The sequence below is a fragment of the Halobacillus sp. K22 genome (genome assembly GCF_052246795.1).
Classification (GTDB): domain Bacteria; phylum Bacillota; class Bacilli; order Bacillales; family Halobacillaceae; genus Halobacillus.
Map to the genome: position 1 here is coordinate 21305 of NZ_JBQQCN010000022.1, position 17151 is coordinate 38455.

General features: G+C 42.5%; 22 protein-coding genes and 1 other annotated feature. Of the genes, 9 read left to right on the forward strand and 13 right to left on the reverse strand.

All coding sequences use genetic code 11. From position 1 onward, the window contains the following. Positions 1 to 66: 66 nt before the first annotated feature. The gene (locus tag ACTWPM_RS15075; RefSeq protein WP_443133854.1) at positions 67 to 1761 is read right to left on the reverse strand and encodes a peptide ABC transporter substrate-binding protein; all 1695 of its coding nucleotides are present in this window, start codon (positions 1759 to 1761) and stop codon (positions 67 to 69) included. A gap of 401 nt (positions 1762 to 2162) precedes the next feature. Between ACTWPM_RS15075 and ACTWPM_RS15080 the strand changes: the two genes are divergently transcribed. Together ACTWPM_RS15080 and trpS are read left to right on the forward strand one after the other, a co-directional pair. Further along, positions 2163 to 2534: a DUF3899 domain-containing protein gene (locus tag ACTWPM_RS15080; protein WP_443133855.1), complete on the forward strand. Its 372-nt coding sequence runs from the start codon at positions 2163 to 2165 to the stop codon at positions 2532 to 2534. Between the two features lie 54 nt (positions 2535 to 2588). Then, positions 2589 to 2787 (forward strand) — a binding site (T-box leader). 60 nt (positions 2788 to 2847) lie between these two features. After that, a complete protein-coding gene (gene trpS / locus ACTWPM_RS15085; RefSeq protein WP_443133856.1) occupies positions 2848 to 3846 on the forward strand; it encodes a tryptophan--tRNA ligase in 999 nt (332 codons plus the stop codon). A gap of 40 nt (positions 3847 to 3886) precedes the next feature. Here trpS and ACTWPM_RS15090 read toward each other — a convergent pair whose 3' ends face one another. Continuing rightward, positions 3887 to 4648 carry a YjbA family protein gene (locus ACTWPM_RS15090; protein ID WP_443133857.1) on the reverse strand — a complete coding sequence of 254 codons (762 nt, stop codon included), beginning with the start codon at positions 4646 to 4648 and terminating at the stop codon, positions 3887 to 3889. A 90-nt stretch (positions 4649 to 4738) separates the two neighbouring features. Then, positions 4739 to 4936, reverse strand: coding sequence for a hypothetical protein (locus ACTWPM_RS15095; protein ID WP_443133858.1), 198 nt, complete (start codon positions 4934 to 4936; stop codon positions 4739 to 4741). Between the two features lie 157 nt (positions 4937 to 5093). Here ACTWPM_RS15095 and ACTWPM_RS15100 point away from each other — a divergent pair, with 157 nt between their 5' ends. Continuing rightward, positions 5094 to 6098, forward strand: coding sequence for an LCP family protein (locus ACTWPM_RS15100; RefSeq protein WP_443133859.1), 1005 nt, complete (start codon positions 5094 to 5096; stop codon positions 6096 to 6098). A gap of 52 nt (positions 6099 to 6150) precedes the next feature. Here the strand turns inward: ACTWPM_RS15100 and fabF are convergent, their stop codons facing one another. Then, entirely contained in the window at positions 6151 to 7392 is a 1242-nt protein-coding gene (gene fabF, locus ACTWPM_RS15105) for a beta-ketoacyl-ACP synthase II (RefSeq protein ID WP_443133860.1), read from the reverse strand. An 18-nt stretch (positions 7393 to 7410) separates the two neighbouring features. Continuing rightward, positions 7411 to 8343: a beta-ketoacyl-ACP synthase III gene (locus tag ACTWPM_RS15110; protein WP_443133861.1), complete on the reverse strand. Its 933-nt coding sequence runs from the start codon at positions 8341 to 8343 to the stop codon at positions 7411 to 7413. A 169-nt stretch (positions 8344 to 8512) separates the two neighbouring features. Here ACTWPM_RS15110 and ACTWPM_RS15115 point away from each other — a divergent pair, with 169 nt between their 5' ends. Continuing rightward, complete coding sequence (locus ACTWPM_RS15115; RefSeq protein ID WP_443133862.1) at positions 8513 to 8707, forward strand: hypothetical protein; 195 nt, start codon at positions 8513 to 8515, stop codon at positions 8705 to 8707. A 67-nt stretch (positions 8708 to 8774) separates the two neighbouring features. On the opposite strand, the gene ACTWPM_RS15120 is transcribed toward ACTWPM_RS15115, so the two are convergent. Beyond that, on the reverse strand, positions 8775 to 9734 hold the full coding sequence (locus ACTWPM_RS15120; RefSeq protein ID WP_443133863.1) for a BMP family ABC transporter substrate-binding protein: 960 nt from the start codon (positions 9732 to 9734) through the stop codon (positions 8775 to 8777). Positions 9735 to 9824: 90 nt separating this feature from the next. Further along, complete coding sequence (locus ACTWPM_RS15125) at positions 9825 to 10367, reverse strand: hypothetical protein (protein ID WP_443133864.1); 543 nt, start codon at positions 10365 to 10367, stop codon at positions 9825 to 9827. Positions 10368 to 10501: 134 nt separating this feature from the next. Between ACTWPM_RS15125 and ACTWPM_RS15130 the strand changes: the two genes are divergently transcribed. Both ACTWPM_RS15130 and ACTWPM_RS15135 read left to right on the forward strand, forming a co-directional pair. Next, positions 10502 to 10675: a YjzD family protein gene (locus tag ACTWPM_RS15130; RefSeq protein ID WP_443133865.1), complete on the forward strand. Its 174-nt coding sequence runs from the start codon at positions 10502 to 10504 to the stop codon at positions 10673 to 10675. Positions 10676 to 11033: 358 nt separating this feature from the next. After that, positions 11034 to 11849, forward strand: a complete 816-nt coding sequence (locus ACTWPM_RS15135) for an undecaprenyl-diphosphate phosphatase (protein WP_443133866.1) — start codon at positions 11034 to 11036, stop codon at positions 11847 to 11849. Positions 11850 to 12394: 545 nt separating this feature from the next. Here ACTWPM_RS15135 and moaD read toward each other — a convergent pair. From moaD to ACTWPM_RS15160, 5 genes are all read right to left on the reverse strand, one after another. After that, the gene (gene moaD / locus ACTWPM_RS15140) at positions 12395 to 12628 is read right to left on the reverse strand and encodes a molybdopterin converting factor subunit 1 (protein WP_443133867.1); all 234 of its coding nucleotides are present in this window, start codon (positions 12626 to 12628) and stop codon (positions 12395 to 12397) included. Continuing rightward, positions 12628 to 13086 (reverse strand): molybdenum cofactor biosynthesis protein MoaE, encoded by a 459-nt coding sequence (locus tag ACTWPM_RS15145; RefSeq protein ID WP_443133868.1) that lies wholly within the window; start codon positions 13084 to 13086, stop codon positions 12628 to 12630. Before ACTWPM_RS15145 ends, moaD begins: the two co-directional genes overlap by 1 nt. A 4-nt stretch (positions 13087 to 13090) precedes the next feature. After that, a complete protein-coding gene (mobB, locus tag ACTWPM_RS15150; RefSeq protein ID WP_443133869.1) occupies positions 13091 to 13606 on the reverse strand; it encodes a molybdopterin-guanine dinucleotide biosynthesis protein B in 516 nt (171 codons plus the stop codon). Between the two features lie 68 nt (positions 13607 to 13674). Beyond that, positions 13675 to 13986, reverse strand: coding sequence for a metal-sulfur cluster assembly factor (locus ACTWPM_RS15155; protein WP_014642536.1), 312 nt, complete (start codon positions 13984 to 13986; stop codon positions 13675 to 13677). 74 nt (positions 13987 to 14060) lie between these two features. Then, a complete protein-coding gene (locus ACTWPM_RS15160) occupies positions 14061 to 14825 on the reverse strand; it encodes an alpha/beta fold hydrolase (protein ID WP_443133870.1) in 765 nt (254 codons plus the stop codon). Between the two features lie 180 nt (positions 14826 to 15005). On the opposite strand from ACTWPM_RS15160, the gene ACTWPM_RS15165 reads away from it, so the two are divergent. From ACTWPM_RS15165 to ACTWPM_RS15175, 3 genes are all read left to right on the forward strand, one after another. Continuing rightward, the gene (locus ACTWPM_RS15165) at positions 15006 to 15830 is read left to right on the forward strand and encodes a Cof-type HAD-IIB family hydrolase (protein ID WP_443133871.1); all 825 of its coding nucleotides are present in this window, start codon (positions 15006 to 15008) and stop codon (positions 15828 to 15830) included. 95 nt (positions 15831 to 15925) lie between these two features. Continuing rightward, positions 15926 to 16072, forward strand: a complete 147-nt coding sequence (locus ACTWPM_RS15170; RefSeq protein ID WP_014642533.1) for a hypothetical protein — start codon at positions 15926 to 15928, stop codon at positions 16070 to 16072. Next, complete coding sequence (locus ACTWPM_RS15175; RefSeq protein WP_443133872.1) at positions 16073 to 16288, forward strand: DUF3813 domain-containing protein; 216 nt, start codon at positions 16073 to 16075, stop codon at positions 16286 to 16288. It abuts the gene before it with no gap. Between the two features lie 194 nt (positions 16289 to 16482). On the opposite strand, the gene ACTWPM_RS15180 is transcribed toward ACTWPM_RS15175, so the two are convergent. Continuing rightward, entirely contained in the window at positions 16483 to 17142 is a 660-nt protein-coding gene (locus ACTWPM_RS15180; protein WP_443133873.1) for an HAD family hydrolase, read from the reverse strand. Positions 17143 to 17151 lie beyond the last annotated feature (9 nt).

Genomic DNA, 17151 nt, shown 5'->3' on the forward strand with positions numbered 1-17151 from the left:
AACTTTTTGGACATATACTCTCTCCCTTATTAGCTAGCCTATATATGGTTAGAATAGTTATTCCTATTATTTACCTTCAATATAAGCGTACTTGTAGATGTAGTCAGGTCCCATAGGGTTAGTAATGACACCTTTAACATATGGTTTAACTAGCTTAGCAGATGCACGCTGATAAAGTGGAGCAAGTACAGCGTCCTCTTCAATTAGTTTCTTCTCTGCTTCAAGGAATGTTTCAAAGCGTTTAACTGGCTCTTGAGCAAGCTCGTTGTTAGCTTTTTCAATCATTGCATCGTACTCTTCGTCAGCATAACCAGTGTGGTTGTTTCCACCGTCGGTTACCCACATGTTCAAGAAAGTATTCGGGTCGATATAGTCAGGTCCCCATCCAGCATTCTGGATATCATATTCCATGTTCTTGTCGCGGTCAATACGCTCTTTAAATGGAACAGCCTGGACGTTGACTGTCAATCCTTCAAGTTCTTCAAGCTGATCTTTAAGGTAAGCATCAAGGTTCTTAGCAACGTCACTGTCGCCGCCAAGGTAGCCGATTTCAGCATTCTCAATACCTAGTTCCTGTTTAGCTTCAGACCAAAGTTGTTGAGCTTCTTCTTTATTAGTTTCTACAAGATCTCCGTTGATTTCACGGAAGTCTTCGCCGCTTTCAGGGTGTTTAACGAAATCTTCAGGAATATCACCTACAGCAGGGATAGATCCGTTGTTCAAGATAACGTTAACCATGTCTTCGCGGTTAATGATCATTTGCATAGCTTTACGAGCTTTAACGTTTCCAAGGATTTCGTTCTCCTGGTTGAACTTCAAGTAGAACAAAGTAGGTTCTTTCTCAACTTGGAAGTCTTCATTAGAGCGGTACTGGTCAACGAATTCTGCTGACAGAGTCGTACGGTCAATGTCACCGCTTTGGTAAAGGTTTACGCCAGTAGAAGTTTCTTTAACAACACTTACATTAATTTTATCAAGTTTAACTGCTTCAGCATCCCAGTAATCTTCGTTCTTCTCAAGAGTCCAGCCTTCGCCGTGGTTCCATTCAGTCATTGTGAAAGGACCGTTTGAAACTAGAGTATTAGCTTCAAGAGCGAATTCTTCTCCTTGCTCTTCAACGAACTTCTGGTTCAATGGAAGGAATGTACCGAAAGTAGTTAATGATTCAAAATAAGGAATCGGTTTTTCAAGCGTAATTTCAAGCGTATAATCATCTACTGCTTTTACTCCCAGTTCTTCTGGAGGTGTTTCGCCGTCAGCGATAGCAGTTGCATTTTTAATAACTCCACCCATCATGTAAGGACCATATTCAGATCCTGTATCTGGGTTAACAGCGCGCTGCCAAGCGTAAACGAAGTCGTTCGCTGTAACAGGCTCACCGTTTGACCATGTTGCATCTTCACGCAGGTTAAATGTCCAAGTAAGGGCATCTTCACTTACTTCGTGGTCTTTCGCAATTGCTGGTTCTGGTTTTCCACCTTCACCTAGACGATAAAGCCCGTCCATTGTGGAACCAAGGAATTGGAAAGCTACTGCGTCTGTAGCAAGTGCTGGATCCATTGTTGGGATCTCTGCACTGTCCGTAATGTTAAGTACTTGTTCGCTATCTCCTGAAGATTGTTCTTCAGTATTCTCTGAATCCCCGCCGTTTTCAGAAGAACCTGAATCTCCTCCGGATTCATTTCCTCCTCCTGAACATGCAGCCAGGAACATGCTTAGTACTAATGCTAGTACCAGCAATAACCAATTTGTCTTTTTCATGTAGAAAAGACCTCCCCTAATTTTTCTAAAAGTATCGTGGCGCTTTGTCCACAATACGAATTATACAAGTTTTCTAACTATTTTGCATTACCTTTTTTTCTGAAAAATAGTATGAAGCCCATCATTATTACTTTTCTGTAACATAAAATGTGACTTTTTACCTAGTTTATTTTACAATATTATGTTGTCGAATTTAATAAATTATAAGCTTTTTTGTATAAAAAAGAACCTCAAAGGAAAGAGAATCCTTGTTTAATGCGGCTGTACGTTAAAGTAAGTGAATATATCATTCAATATTTGTTCAACCCAGAATTTTCTGTTTATTAATCCCATTTACAATTCCTTCATAGGTAAAGTCGTGGTATAATATGTACGAGTTTTTATGAAAGGTGTGACATTCAGTGAATGTGCTAAGAAATAAATGGATGGGTGTCGCAGGCAATCTTCTGCTTGTCGGCTTGCTTTTTGCCCTTTTGGCTCCTGTCTATGATTTATTCCATTTTATTAACCAGCTTTTCTATATTGCCTATTTCTATTTGTTTGTCGGGATTCTTCTATGGGTGATCCGGGGAGGATTCTTCGATGCCATTACGTATAGTATGAGAAGGTTTTACAACCGCGTTTCGAAACAGAAGGATTATCTTGATGACTGGAAAGAGAAGCCGCTTCCGTCGCAGACCATTGAAAGTACGTGGCTGAAGTTCTTCCTTTTTCATGGGGGAATGTTAACGGCAGGTTTACTGGCTTTACTGGCACTTTACTATAATCTCTAGCTAGTTGCACATTAAAAAATTATCGGATATAATATTAATTCTTACAATATAAAACTAAAGGCTATGAATAAGGAAAAGTACTCGGCATTGTAATCTTTTCAGAGAGACTGTGGAAGCTGCGAACAGTCAGGATCAGTGGGAGGAAGTGGGCCTTAGGAGCTTCTATCGACGCAGGATCAGCGTTACCGATCATGAAGTTGACTTTTAATTTTAAAAGTAATCAGGGTGGCACCGCGGATCATTCGTCCCTTCCATATTGGAGGAGATGAATGATCTTTTTTTATAGCCAAAAACTTATGATGAGGTGAAATTAATGAAAACCATTTTTTCAGGAATTCAACCGAGCGGCACATTAACACTCGGGAACTATTTAGGAGCGATGAAGCACTTCGTAGACATGCAGCATGATCAAAAATGCTATTTCTGTATCGTGGATGAGCATGCGATTACTGTACCTCAGGACCGCTTGAAACTCAGGGATAACATCCGCTCTCTCGCTGCTTTGTATTTAGCTTCAGGCATCGATACTGAGAAATCCACGTTATTTATTCAGTCAGAAGTACCGGCCCATACGCAGCTCGGATGGATGCTCCAATGTGTCAGTTATATAGGAGAACTTGAGAGAATGACCCAGTTTAAAGACAAATCAGCTGGAGGTAAGGAAGGCGTAACTTCAGGTCTTTTGACGTATCCTCCTCTCATGGCTTCGGATATTCTGCTCTATCAAACAGACATTGTGCCTGTAGGTGAAGACCAGAAGCAGCATCTTGAACTGACTAGGAATCTGGCTCAGCGTTTTAATAATAAGTATAATGACATCTTTACTGTCCCTGAGGTCCGCATTCCAAAAACAGGGGCAAGAATTATGTCTTTGCAGGATCCAACTAAGAAAATGAGTAAGTCTGACGAAAACCAAAAAGGCTTTATTTCAATGCTTGATGATGAGAATAAGATAATGAAAAAGGTAAAAAGTGCCGTAACGGACTCGGAAGGCATTGTTAAATTCGATAAGGAAAATAAACCGGGAGTATCCAATCTGCTGACTATTTACTCGATCTGCTCTGGCAAAAGCATTGAAGAGCTGGAAGCTAAATATGAAGGCGAAGGATATGGAGTCTTCAAACAGGACGTTGGAGCCGCTGTTGTGGAAACCCTGAAACCTATTCAGGACCGTTATTATGAGTTGATAGAATCCGAAGAGCTGGATGATATTTTAGATAAAGGAGCTGAAAATGCTTCTTTTGAAGCCAATAAAATGCTGCGTAAAGCGAAGAAAGCCATGGGGCTTGGCCGCGTGAGAAAGAAAAAATAAGTATGTTTTCAGAAGAAAAGCCAGAATTGAGTGCTCTCGCTCAATTCTGGCTGTTTATTTTGTGGGAGACGTGCTGGTTTTCTCCTTGCCATATGGTTTCAAAAAAGGGTTGCCCTTTGACGATTTTTTCACAGAGTTCTTCATGAAGAGAAGTCCATCCCTTGCACGTTCCTTCATATAAGAGGTCCCATGCTTCGTCATTCGTCATCTGCTTCAAGTATGGATATTGATCTGGGTCCCACTCGGTAAGCCAATATCTGATTTCCTCTGGGTGATCGGAATTCTTCAATTGGTCGAGCGCCATCATAAGTAATTGTTTTAACTGCCTCTCTCTTCGGGTCAGGCCTGCCATTTTCGCAGGGTCGAGAGAAAGAATGTGGTGTTCTTTCAATACATTTTCTTCTATTGAATAGGAAGCTGGTTTCTTACCCTGGACCATCTCAAATACGAGACGCTCTTGTCTTGGAATTAATCGGCTTTTCTTAACAGGCAGGGTATAGCCAAGGGTGTCAAATACAAGGACGTCTTCACCGTTTGTTACCACGGCCGCATATTCAACCGTCTGTCTGTCTTGATTCTTTTTCATGTACGTCTTTCTATGGATGTCCTGTAATAAAGACAACGGCAGATCCTGCAAATCATTTTCAATAAAGGTAAATAGTTCATTTGTTACAAGCAGGAGTGGGATTTGATCCACTAGTTCAATTCCGTCTTCCTTCCTCCACTCATGGAATCGACAGACATTGTATCCATTCTCTTCACCTTCAAACCAATTTACCCATAAGTCGTGCATGTATAGCATATCGGCCCCTCACTTTCATTCAGTGATCTCTTTAGGTTACATTATGACCAATAATGGCTATTTTATTCTTTAGATCCATTATTTACTAAACTAATCTTTCATAAATATAATGGCCGTCGTTATGAACAAAATTCCTAAGGGAAACAAGTAACATTCCACTCTGGTCTGAATCAATATGAGAAATTCCCACCAACTGAGACCTGCGGGTATGAGGTTTAAATACGTAATCGTCACGGTCCCTCCAGCTACAGCAAATCCAAACCCTGTTAAAAATACAATCCACCACATATGACAACCTCCCGGCCTGTCCTCCTGTTCTATAGTATGAGGGTTGTCCTGCTGACATGACCTTGATTCGTACTTCCTTCTTCCTCTTTACTTCTTTGCCATTTAAAGGTAAATTAAGGGAGGATTGGAACAGTAAGTAGGAAAGGTTGATGGTCTCTTGAGTACCACCCGTTCAAATCGATCGATTGATGCCAGAAGACGAAGATTAAAAGTAAGCCTGGCCGTCTTATCGCTATGCTTTCTTTTCACCGCCGGTTTAACTGCTTATGAATATTTATCAGGCAGACAAAAGGCATTAAGTCAGCAAAACAATGCTCCTGTTAATCCTGACATAACTATAGACGATTATCAGAAGGAGGCCGCTTATCCTTTCCACGGAGAACCGGATCCTGAGGGCGCCTTATCTCTTCTCCTTTTAGGGACAGATCAGAGGAACACAGAGACCGGCCGAACGGATACAATCATGATTCTTAAATACCACCCGGAAAAGCAGACCATGAAACTTGCTTCCATTATGAGAGATACATATGTAGATATCCCAGGGCACGGAACCAACAAGATTAATGCTGCTTATGCGCTGGGAGGCCCGGAGCTGATGAGAAAAACCATATCTCAAAACTTCGATATTCAGCTGGAGCATTATGCACTGGTGGATTTCAGCGGCTTTAGTCATATTGCCGATACGATTGCTCCCGGGGGCTTGGAAGTTACTATTGAGAAGGATTTAAACTATCAATCCGAAGGCGGGGACACCATCATTGACCTTAAAGAAGGTGTGCAGCAGCTGGACGGAGAGGAACTTCTCGCTTATTCACGATTCAGAAGTGACAGCGAGGGTGACTTCGGACGTGTGGAACGGCAGCAGAAAGTTATTGCTTTACTCAAAGAGAAGCTTCTTTCCATCGAAGGTCTCTGGAAAGTGCCGAGATTGATTGGCTCTATTCAGCCATACGTGGATTCGGACGCTGGAAGCCGTATTTATTTGGAAGCCGCCAAAAATTACTTCCTTCACCCTCCCAAGAAGCTTGAAACGATCAGGATTCCGATGAGCGACAACGTGTGGAATGAACGGAAGCCGTACCCGATAGGGCTCGTTCTAAATCACGACCGGGAGAAGACTCGTGAAGACTTAGATGAATTCTTTCATAATCAGGAAAAATAACTGCAAAGAAAGCCCCCGATGTCTGTTTTAGACACCGGGGGCTTCCTCTATATTAATCATTGTATTTTTGGAATATAAGAGTTGCGTTGTGGCCGCCAAAGCCTAGAGAGTTACTCATAACAGCATTAATCTCCTGTTTTCTCGCTTCATTCGGTACATAATCCAAATCGCACTCTGGATCTGGAGTTTCATAATTGATCGTTGGAGGCAGAATTCCTTCATTAATCGCTTTTAATGAAATGACAGACTCAACTGCCCCTGCCGCTCCAAGTAAATGTCCGGTCATAGACTTCGTGGAAGAGATGGCTAGTTTATTCGCATGATCCTTAAACACGGTCTTGGCAGCGTATGTTTCGAACTTATCGTTCAACTCTGTAGATGTTCCGTGAGCATTCAAATAATCGATCGCTTCCGGCTCCACTCCTGCATCTTGCAGAGCCTGCTTCATCGCACGTGAAGCTCCGTCTCCTTCTGGGGCTGGTGAAGTAATATGATAGGCGTCACCTGTCGAGCCGTATCCTGTGAGCTCACCATAAATTTTAGCTCCGCGCTGTTTAGCTGATTCCAGGGATTCAAGAATTAGAATACCTGCCCCTTCGCCCATGACAAAACCATCACGGTCCTTATCAAATGGACGGCTTGCCGTATTAGGATCTTCGTTAAGAGAAAGCGCTCGCGCGGACGCAAAACCAGCGAAGGACATTTTGTTCATCGGTGCTTCGGTTCCGCCTGCGATCATGACGTCTGCGTCACCTCTTTGAATGACTTTAAAAGCATCACCAATTGAGTTTGCTCCGGAAGAGCAGGCCGTTACAGTACAGGAGTTAATTCCTTTCGCTCCAAGCGAAATGGATACCTGTCCAGCTGCCATATCCGGGATCATCATTGGGATAAAGAATGGACTCACACGGCGGTAGCCTTTCTTCTGGAAGGTTTCAAATTGGGATTCATATGTCCCCATTCCACCGATTCCTGAGCCGATCCACACACCGGTGCGATTGGCAATTTCATCTGTAATTTTCAAGCCTGAATCCTCTACGGCCATATGAGAAGCAACCATAGCATATTGAACAAATGGATCCATACGGCGAGCATCTTTACGGTCAATATAGCTGGAAGGATCAAAGTCTTTTAATTCAGCGGCGACGCTGACCGGATAATCATCTTTGTTCACTTTCGTAATTTCACCGACACCAGATCGGCCGCTTTTGATACTGCTCCACATTTCTTCTACTGAATTACCTACAGGAGTGACTGCTCCCATACCGGTAATGACGACACGTCGTTTATCCATAAATGTATTCCTCCTCGGTTACTTACCCCATCGGAGAGCTACGGCGCCCCAGGTGAGTCCGCCACCAAATCCGACAAGTACTACTAAATCGTTATCTTTTATTTTACCTGCTTTTACTTCTTCTGACAAAGCCATTGGGATCGATGCGGAAGATGTATTTCCGTATCGTTTCACAGAAGTAGCCATCTTATCCTCTGAAATCCCCAGGCGTTCGCGTGCAGCTTCCATAATTCTTATGTTAGCCTGATGCGGGATTAAATAATCCACATCTTCTTCTTTCAGGCCAATTTTCTTAACCACGTTCACAGAAGACTCAGGCATTTGTCTTACAGCAAATTTAAACACTTCTCTACCGTTCATGAACAAGGTTTCATCCTGGTACAAGTGTGGTCCGCCGCTTCCATCAGATCCAAGTTCAAAGGACATAATCCCTTTACCGTCACTGACCGGTCCGATGACTGCTGCGCCTGCTCCGTCTCCGAATAGTACGCATGTGTTTCGATCTTCCCAGTTCGTGATCTTGGATAATTTCTCAACGCCGACAACCAGGACATTCTTATAGCCGCCGCTTTCAATGAATTGCTTAGCTGTAATGACACCGTACATAAATCCTGCACAGGCCGCGCTTAGGTCCATAGCCGCTACTTTTCTAGCTCCAAGCTGCTCTTGCAGCATAGTTGCAACCGACGGAAACGGCTGATCAGGAGTTACAGTAGCCACTAAAATCATATCCAGTTCTTCAGCATCCATGTTGGCATCCTCAAGAGCACTTCTTGCGGCATTTACCGCCATATGGGAAGTGTCTTCCCCATCTGCCGCGATACGGCGTTCTTCTATTCCAGTGCGGGACCGGATCCATTCATCACTTGTATCCACCATTTTCTCTAAATCTTGGTTGGTAAGGACTTTTTCTGGAGCGTAGTGACCTACACCCAATATACCTGCGTTCATATATTCATCCCCTTAAAGGTAAAGTCTAATTTCTTATATCAATTCTTATGACTTGGTACTAATTTTAATTCATCTCTTTGCTTTCTGCAAGTAGAAGCTTTTCCAAAAAAGAGCCGCCCACAAAGAGAAAACCTGCCTGACATACAGTAGGTTTAAGGGGGTGAATGTCATGTCAAAAAAATCTCAATCTCCGTTTGACCAATTCTGGCAAGGTCCCAATCGGAAACAAGCGGAAGAACCAGTTGAAGAGAAAAAAGAAGAACAGCCAGAGGCTGACTGGGGCACGATGTGGGAAGAAGTAAATAAAACGTGGAAGTCGATCTATCCAATCATTAAACCTATGGTTAATAAATTTAAAAAGTAGTGATATTGCTTTATTCCTTTCTACTTTCCAGCCGATCACTGAAAACCTTCAAAAAAACTCTGAAGCCTTATCTAGCTTCAGAGTTTTGGTGGTTGGGCAAATATCCTGTTTCAATATACTGCTTTACAGCTCGGTCAATCTCCCGTTGAAACTCCTTGGGCATATCGGGGCTGTAAGGTCCCATTTCAATGGCACCTTCTTTAAAGTCGAACATTAACGGACGACCGGGCAGGTTATCGTTTAAATACTTTTCCATAGCAATTTTATAAACGGCATCTACTTTTTGTATCGTACTGGTGAGTACAGCCTTTCCGCCTACCTCCGATTGATCATTCACATAACCAACCGCGTAGTGATCATCCCGCTTAATCTGTTTGATCACCGCTTGATTAAATACATCACCGGCCGGATAAAATACATCGACTCCATGATTTTCTAAACGCTCATACTGGCGCAGAGCCTTGGCTGTATCTTCCCAGCTGTTCGTAAACGTGATCTCGACTTCAGCCTGCGGGTTTTGATATTTTACACCTTCATAAAACCCTTCTACTTCCGGCTGCCATTCAAATGCAGCAATAATTCCAATTTTATCGTTTTCTGTCATCCTTCCAGCTGCCATACCACCAAAAAAGCCCATGGCCTGCGCACTGAAATTCAGACTGGTCACGTTATCCGCCGTAAAAGCTCCATTAAAATAAATAAATTGAACATCAGGATACTGCTTATGCAACTGTTGGAAATAATTACCATAAACATGGCTATGACCAAATATGACTGTAACCCCTTGATTAACAAGGTCTTCTACAGCTTGAACCGTTTTAGTATAACTATTAATGCCTTCTTTATAAGAAATATGGACACCGTACTCTTTCTCTACCGCTTTTAAACCTTCGTAGCCTTGTTCTCCCCAGGCTTGATCATCAATCGTTGTTTCCACCAGCATCCCTGCATGGTCCGTTTTTCCAGCAATATGATTACATCCGGTGAGGAGGATTAAAAGTACACATCCTAAATAGACCCACTTCACAATAAGCACTCCTAGTAAAAACCACTTATATTCCCTACTATTTTACATGGGGGGGCTCTATAAAGTAAATGTGTAAGTATTAAAGTTTCGTTACAAATATAGGTTTCTCATCGTCCGGTAAGCCTTCCATACGCTCTCCACCCGCTTTTTCGTATCTTCTGGATTACGCACTTCCTCATAAAACTCGGGTTTTCTTTCATCTTCAAGTGTCAGTACATAAGGTATGAATTCGCTTAGAAAATCGCTGATATAGACAGCATTTGACTGCCTGACCCACTCAAAGAGCTCTTCTTCCTGCTCGATGCCCTTATGACTGAGATCCATCCATTCTCCATACAGCTGAGGTAATTCAACTTGTACAAAGCTTCGGCCTTCTTGTTTCTTCTCTACGCTCAAATATTGATCTGCGTATTCGATCAATAGTTCGTCATCCGTGGGTTGCGAGTGTTTTTCTTTGTCGTCTTTTGAATAAAAATGTTGAAAATTACTATTTCTTCCTACGTACATATATAAATGTTCACTTAGAGACGCGTCCATGCGGTCAATTCCAATGACTTGCTTGCCTTCTTGTAAAAAACAGGTGCTCATATGATACCCGATCCAATGAAAACATGGGTGTACGGTTATAAGCATTGATCGTCCCTCCTTCATCATTTCAGTTTATTCAAGACTGCTTAGAATCATGAACAGCAAGGAATACTTATTTCTTTTTTTAGGAAGTTCTGATAGTATAAAGATAGAATGTGTATGATTGAGGTGAGTATTGAATGAAGTTTGTATGGACATTAATCTGGGCCCTTCTATTGAGCTTCATGACGGCCTATGTTGTCAGTAACATGGCTGGAGGAAGTTTCGGTTTCTTCCAAGTAGTCATTATGACACTTATCTTTACTGGTGCGGCAGTGATACTTGGAGAGGGACTCATTAAAGACGAAGCTTGAAGATAGGTCATCATTGAACGTTGCTGTCTAATGATAGCAGCGTTTTTTCATGCAAATAAACAGTACTTAAATGAATAACTTGTCTTATTGCACATAGAAATCAAGTAATCGTATAGTAGAGAAGTTCCTTTTATGGCTGTGTTTTTTCATATAAACCCCAGGTTGGGTAAGATTCTGTATGGGAAGAGATGGTGGCTGGTGCATGGAGTCATTTGACCGTAGACCCTTTCTCCCCACCACATTCCGGAATCGAGTCCTTGCCTATGAGGCTTTATAGCAGACAAACTGTTTAATTAAACTCAGGCACCAAAGGTTAACACAGCTTTTTTATAAGGAAAGGGATCAAGGAGGAAGTATGATGGAAGCAATCTGGCTATTGATTAAATATTTATTTTTGGGGATTTTTCAAGGATTCACAGAACCTATTCCAATCTCATCAAGCGGACATCTGGTCCTAGTACAGAACATCCTGGATATGGATTTTGAAGGATTAAACTTCGAGGTCCTTGTGAATTTCGGCTCCTTAGTTGCCGTCTTTATTATTTATTGGAATGACTTAGTTCGATTAGTCAAAAACGGAATCGGCTACGTACTTACCAAAGATGAGCGACAAAAAGATGATTTTGATTTTATCATTTATCTCATTATCGGGACGATTCCAGCCGGTGTCTTAGGAATTTTGATGGGAGATGCTATTGAAGGACTATCTACACCACAAACGGTCGGAGTTACGTTAATTATTACCGGTGTGGCCTTATGGCTGATCAGAAATATGCGCGGTCAAAAAGGGGATGGACAGCTGAACTGGAAGGATGCTGCCGTTGTAGGTTTTGCTCAGGCTATTGCGTTAATTCCAGGCATCAGCCGATCCGGCGCAACTATTGTGGCCGCCATGTATCTCGGGATGAAACAGGAAACCGCCCTGCGATTTTCTTTCCTTCTTTACATACCCGTAAGTCTGGGCACTATGCTTTTATCAGCGGAAGAAGTCATCGCAGATGCTTCTCAAAACAATTTGTGGGTTGGCTACATTGCAGCTTTTCTTGCTTCTATTGTCGCTTCCTACCTTTCTTTAAAATGGTTTATGAACATTATGGCACGTGGAAACCTGAAGTATTTCGCCTTCTATTGCTTTATCGTCGGCGGCATTACCTTACTCATCATATGGTTTTAATAAAAGGTTTTGTTTAACTCTTTTTGGTTGTACAGTTAAGCTCCCGTTTGTGGAAGACTTAATTTCGAGATAAATTGGGTCCGTTGCATTAAATTGAGAAGGGCTGGTGGGGAATTAACTCGCTTTATTAGGGGGAACGGACCCTTCTAGAAGAGAAGTATTCACCTGCTTAATCTGGATTAAATGCTTTTAGGACAGGCTATTGTGGGTAGTTCCACCTGAAAATGGGTAGAAAACCACACGGTCTAATTCCTCATCACGCATATGATGTTTGAAGCCGTTTCGAGCTTCTGATTTGGCAAGGTCCGGAGGGGGATGATGAAGACTCCTGCGGGATAAACATGATCGGTGAGACCCCGGAGAGCGTTAGCTCGAGGAGGCTCAGCACATGCCCGCGGAAAGCGAATCATTCCCCGCAGGACCTTTCCTCTCATAAAATATCTCGAAACTGAGTCTTCAACTATCCAGGTCGTTTATGAACAGTCAGCCATAACGTTTTCACAAGATAAAAAAGTCAGCCCTGCTTCTGTAGCGGGCTGACTTTTTTATCCACCACTAACCGGCGGAATAAAGGCAATGGTATCTCCTTTTCCTACGATCGTTTCATCCTGAACGAACTCTTCATTCACAGCTGCCATAGATTCTTTTACTTTATCTATAGCATAACGACTCGATAAAGTTTCTTTCAATTCTCCTATGGAACGACCAGTTACATCGAGCTCAATGCTCTCTTCCCCCGCCTGTTCTCTAAGACCTGCAAAAAATAAAATCTGATTCATTACTCCGCTTCTCCCTTCGCAGGAATACCCTGTTTAGTCTCTTTTTGATCGCCGATCCATTCCTCGCCATTTTCCCAATGTTCCTTTTTCCAAATAGGTACGATTTCTTTAATCCGCTCGATCGCATATCGGCTTGCTTCATAAGAATCGGCACGATGAGGCGTGGAGACAGCAATAATGACGGCAATATCGGTAATTTCAAGACGGCCAACTCGATGAGCGATGGCTGTCTCTGCCTCCGGCCATCTTTCGTTTATTTCATAACCGATCTCTTCTAGTTTCTTTTCCGCCATCGCCTTGTAGGCTTCATATTCCAGATAAAGCGTTCGTTTTCCTTTAGTAAATTCTCTTACCGTTCCAATGAAGGTGTTAATAGCCCCTGCGTTTCTCCTGGTTACGAGATCCACCACTTCTTGTACTACTAAAGGCTGGTCTGAGATCCAAAAGTGTTTCCCCAAAGCTTCATGCTCCTTTCGCCAATTTGTAGATTTCAGGTAATTGTTCCTTCCATTGCTCCAGCTTGTAAACCGGAAGCTCCAGATGACTTGTAAGTGACTTGTCCCACGTAACCACCAGACGGATATTTTCAAGTTCGAGCAGATCTAAGTCTTTTTCTCTTTTAATAATAACCGCTTTTGGATAGGCTTCCTGTTTAAATCCTTCCACGACGATTAAGTCCGGACTAAAAAAGCGATATAAGGACACAAGCTTTTCTAGCGGGTACCCTTCTGGGTGGTTAAGCTCCAGTTGAAATCGCCCCGGACTGTCCACTCCTGTCATAAATGCACCGGACTCATGCAGCCGGTAACTGTCTGTTCCGTGGTGCATGACCTTCAAAGGCACATCATGGCCATGGTGCTTAATAGCGGCAACATGCTCTTCATTTTCAGCACCATAGGCTATCAAATCAGATAAGAGGGAAGTTTTTCCGCTGTTTTTGTAACCTACTACTTGAAATACTGGGATCTGCTGGTTCATTGTCGTTCCCTCTCCTCTGCTTATTTATGTAAAAACCCCTGCCTATCATGCGGCAGGGGCCAAGTTCATTAATCAGGTATTCCTAATGCGATTTTAGCGTAACGGCTCATACGGTCTTTCGTCCATGGTGGATTCCAGACAATATTAACAGCTACCTGATTGATCTCTGGCAGGTCAGCTAAGCAGCCTTTGACATCCTGCTCAATGTGAGCGGCGAGCGGGCAGCCCATCGCTGTTAAAGTCATTGTTACGGTCGCATTGCCGTCTGGATCTATATCGACGCCATAGACAAGTCCAAGATTCACGATATCAATACCGAGTTCAGGGTCAATGACATTCTCAAGCGCACCCAACGCATTTTCTTCAGTTGCTGTACTCATAAATTTTCCCCCTTCACATGTGTTCAAACTTTATTATAAACAAAAATCGACTCAGAATAAACCAATCGATTCCATCATAGAACTAATTCTAGCCAGTTTACCATTTCCAGGATCGCAAAGCGGCTTACCTTATGGTCCCGGCCGACTTCTCTCAGGAAGCGGATGTTCTCGGGATTTTTATAATACTTGATCGCTTCGTTATAGAAATCGTATGAATGCTCAAATGGAACTACAGGATCAGCATCGCCATGCCAGAAGAAAAGAGGTCTCCCATATAGTTTGTCCATTTGTTTGGAAAGATCAATCGCTCCGAGAAAATCAAAAAGCTCATCCATTTTTTCCTGTGACAATGGAATCTGGAGCCCGAAGTACTCGATCTCATCCACCAATTGCTTAGCAAAATCAACTGGTTTCGGAGAACCCATCATGACTGCGCTGGCCTGAATCCACGGATACATGGTTAGAGCCGCACTCGTCGTTATCCCTCCAAGGGATGTACCTCCGACGCCGATCCGCCGGTCCTTAATAAGGTTTTCTCGATCAAGTTCATCTTTTATATCTTGAAGTTCTTTTAAATTTTGATAAACAATATCCCAGAACTTGAAGTTCAGCTCATCCTTCGACAGATCCTGATCACGGTCGCCGTGGTAGGCACTGTCCGGAAGAATGACACGGTAGCCTCTTTCTGCCAGTAAATACGCCTGAGGAAGGTTATGCTCTTTAGCTGATGTAAAGCCGTGGAAGTAGATAAATACAGGCAGCGGCTCGTCCTGTCTTGCTGAATCAACAACGGTAAGTGTCGGTACGCCTTTTAAAGTTTTCCTTTGAATTCCGATCATCAACGTGTTTCCTTTCTAACTAATCTTTACGTGCCATTTAAATAGTTATAATAATTATGGGTTATAGTATAATCGTAACACTGCCCAATTAAATTGGGAAGTGTTAGGTGATACAGGCGGGAATTCTTTACAACTCACCTTCCTTACCGCTACACTATACATACAAATGAGGTGAAGGATATGGACAAACAACATTTAATAGCACTGGATCTGGACGGCACACTCCTAACCGATGATAAAATCATCAATCCTGAAACAAAACGAGTGGTGCTTGATGCTATCAATCAAGGACACATCGTCGTGATTGCGACAGGGCGTCCACATCGAGCAAGCATCGATTTCTATCATGAATTAGGACTTAAGACGCCAATGGTTAACTTTAATGGCGCTTTAATCCACCACCCTACTGATCACAAGTGGGATGCACTTCACTCCCCTCTTTCTATAAGAACCGCCCATAAAATTATCGCTACCTGTCAAGAATTGGGTGTTAAAAACATTTTGGCAGAGGTCATGGATGACGTGTACCTGGATCAGCATGATGAAGAAATTATGAGCATTTTCCAAACGAAAAATGACAACCCGATCAGTATTGGAAGTTTGCAGTCGAATTTGAAAGAAGATCCTACTTCCATATTAATCCACCCGGAGGAAGACAAGATTCGCATGCTCCGTGAAGAACTGGATGTGCACGCTTCTTTAATTGATCATCGTAAATGGGGAGCTCCATGGCATGTGATTGAGATCGTCCGGGCTGGTTTGAATAAAGCCGTAGGTCTCCACAAGATCGCTCACTACTTCCATATTCCGAAGGATCGTATCATTGCGTTCGGGGATGAAGACAACGATCTTGAAATGATTGATTATGCTGGTGTCGGCGTAGCTATGGGGAACGCCATTGATGAACTGAAAGGTGTGGCTAAGCACGTTACGCACTCCAATCAAGAAGATGGCATTGGACAATTTCTGACCGAATATTTAAAACTTAATAAAAAAGCCATGTAAGTCAACATTTTCCTAGGTTAGATTACAGGCAATTCTCCATACTAAGCTTGAACGTGAAAAACGTTCAGGCTTTTTTTATGACAGGAGGGCTTGTCATGGAACAGCAAAAACAGAAAGATCGCAACGAAGAACGCTGGACAGAAGTTCGTCAGTTTGACGAAAGCAAGATGGAGCCTAAAAGGCTTTCAGACGCTAAACGAAAAGAAATCGAATCTGATCAGCATACGGTAGGAGGGTTTTAAATGATGGGCAGAAACCTTTTTGAAAATGCACGTGAAGCCGTTAACCGTTTCACACAAAACCGTGATGGCAATGGTAACCAACAGATGAGCCAGGAAGACATGCAAGCGGCTAAACAAGCGATTCAATCTGCATATAGCCAATGTTCTCAACAAGAGAAACAAGAGCTACAGCAGTTGGAACAACAGCTTGAGAACCACCATCAAAGTTTGCGATAGACCATATGAAGACCAGTCTGGATTTCCAGGCTGGTCTTTTTTACCCCCTTTAAATGTTAAAAACTCCGCCCTTAGCAGGAGTTATAATCATAAAAATTGGGGTATGTTATAAGTACCCCCTAATTTTTTCTGAATTTGATACAGCCATTCTTCCTTTTGAATCGTGCTTCAATGGATGAATGGCTGTATCTTTTTTATGTGCCCGTACACTCCTCTAAACTTTTCACGATTTTTAAATCCTTATGATTTATTTCAGACTCAGTTGGATGGATCCATACGGCTTTCATCCCAAGTTCAAGAGCTGGTGCAATCTCATTCATGAAATTATCACCTATTGATACTATAGAACCTGCCGAGTATTCAACGTTTCTTAAAATGGTTCGAAACAGTTCAATCGTACGGTGCGGTTTCTCAGACGAAGTAATCTGTTCGTGAAAAATACCTCGCAAATCAATACGATTTAAAATATGATCCACATCGTGAGCTTCACTATTTGTGATTAAAATCAACCGCTTCTCTATCCTCCATTTAAGTAAAGATTCTCTAAGACCTTGAGTTTTAGTAAGCGAAAACTGCTCAGACACCATATAATCTTTCGTTTGGTCATAACATGCCCGTGCTTGTTCTCCTGAAACCCCATAATGCCTCGCGATTGAATAAGGAAGCCACCATCCGTCTCCCAGTGCAATAAGTCTTTCAAAGTCATACGTGAGCGGCTCAGGATATGTTTTTTCCATGCGGCTTTTTGACCACACCTCACCCGTCCATGTTTCAACCTTTTGCGCTTCATTAGAAAAGGGATCGACAGTTATAATCACGTCTTCTATGAGATCATAAACCTTTCCAATTTGCAAAGGATGGCG

What these genes read in the sequence shown, in the direction of transcription:
- ACTWPM_RS15075 (WP_443133854.1), bottom strand. Translation starts at nt 1,761, where the DNA reads ATGAAAAAGACAAATTGGTTATTGCTGGTACTAGCATTAGTACTAAGC.
- trpS (WP_443133856.1), top strand. Translation starts at nt 2,848, where the DNA reads ATGAAAACCATTTTTTCAGGAATTCAACCGAGCGGCACATTAACACTC.
- ACTWPM_RS15090 (WP_443133857.1), bottom strand. Translation starts at nt 4,648, where the DNA reads ATGCTATACATGCACGACTTATGGGTAAATTGGTTTGAAGGTGAAGAG.
- ACTWPM_RS15095 (WP_443133858.1), bottom strand. Translation starts at nt 4,936, where the DNA reads ATGTGGTGGATTGTATTTTTAACAGGGTTTGGATTTGCTGTAGCTGGA.
- fabF (WP_443133860.1), bottom strand. Translation starts at nt 7,392, where the DNA reads ATGGATAAACGACGTGTCGTCATTACCGGTATGGGAGCAGTCACTCCT.
- ACTWPM_RS15110 (WP_443133861.1), bottom strand. Translation starts at nt 8,343, where the DNA reads ATGAACGCAGGTATATTGGGTGTAGGTCACTACGCTCCAGAAAAAGTC.
- ACTWPM_RS15115 (WP_443133862.1), top strand. Translation starts at nt 8,513, where the DNA reads ATGTCAAAAAAATCTCAATCTCCGTTTGACCAATTCTGGCAAGGTCCC.
- ACTWPM_RS15125 (WP_443133864.1), bottom strand. Translation starts at nt 10,367, where the DNA reads ATGCTTATAACCGTACACCCATGTTTTCATTGGATCGGGTATCATATG.
- ACTWPM_RS15130 (WP_443133865.1), top strand. Translation starts at nt 10,502, where the DNA reads ATGAAGTTTGTATGGACATTAATCTGGGCCCTTCTATTGAGCTTCATG.
- ACTWPM_RS15135 (WP_443133866.1), top strand. Translation starts at nt 11,034, where the DNA reads ATGGAAGCAATCTGGCTATTGATTAAATATTTATTTTTGGGGATTTTT.
- moaD (WP_443133867.1), bottom strand. Translation starts at nt 12,628, where the DNA reads ATGAATCAGATTTTATTTTTTGCAGGTCTTAGAGAACAGGCGGGGGAA.
- mobB (WP_443133869.1), bottom strand. Translation starts at nt 13,606, where the DNA reads ATGAACCAGCAGATCCCAGTATTTCAAGTAGTAGGTTACAAAAACAGC.
- ACTWPM_RS15155 (WP_014642536.1), bottom strand. Translation starts at nt 13,986, where the DNA reads ATGAGTACAGCAACTGAAGAAAATGCGTTGGGTGCGCTTGAGAATGTC.
- ACTWPM_RS15160 (WP_443133870.1), bottom strand. Translation starts at nt 14,825, where the DNA reads ATGATCGGAATTCAAAGGAAAACTTTAAAAGGCGTACCGACACTTACC.
- ACTWPM_RS15165 (WP_443133871.1), top strand. Translation starts at nt 15,006, where the DNA reads ATGGACAAACAACATTTAATAGCACTGGATCTGGACGGCACACTCCTA.
- ACTWPM_RS15170 (WP_014642533.1), top strand. Translation starts at nt 15,926, where the DNA reads ATGGAACAGCAAAAACAGAAAGATCGCAACGAAGAACGCTGGACAGAA.
- ACTWPM_RS15175 (WP_443133872.1), top strand. Translation starts at nt 16,073, where the DNA reads ATGATGGGCAGAAACCTTTTTGAAAATGCACGTGAAGCCGTTAACCGT.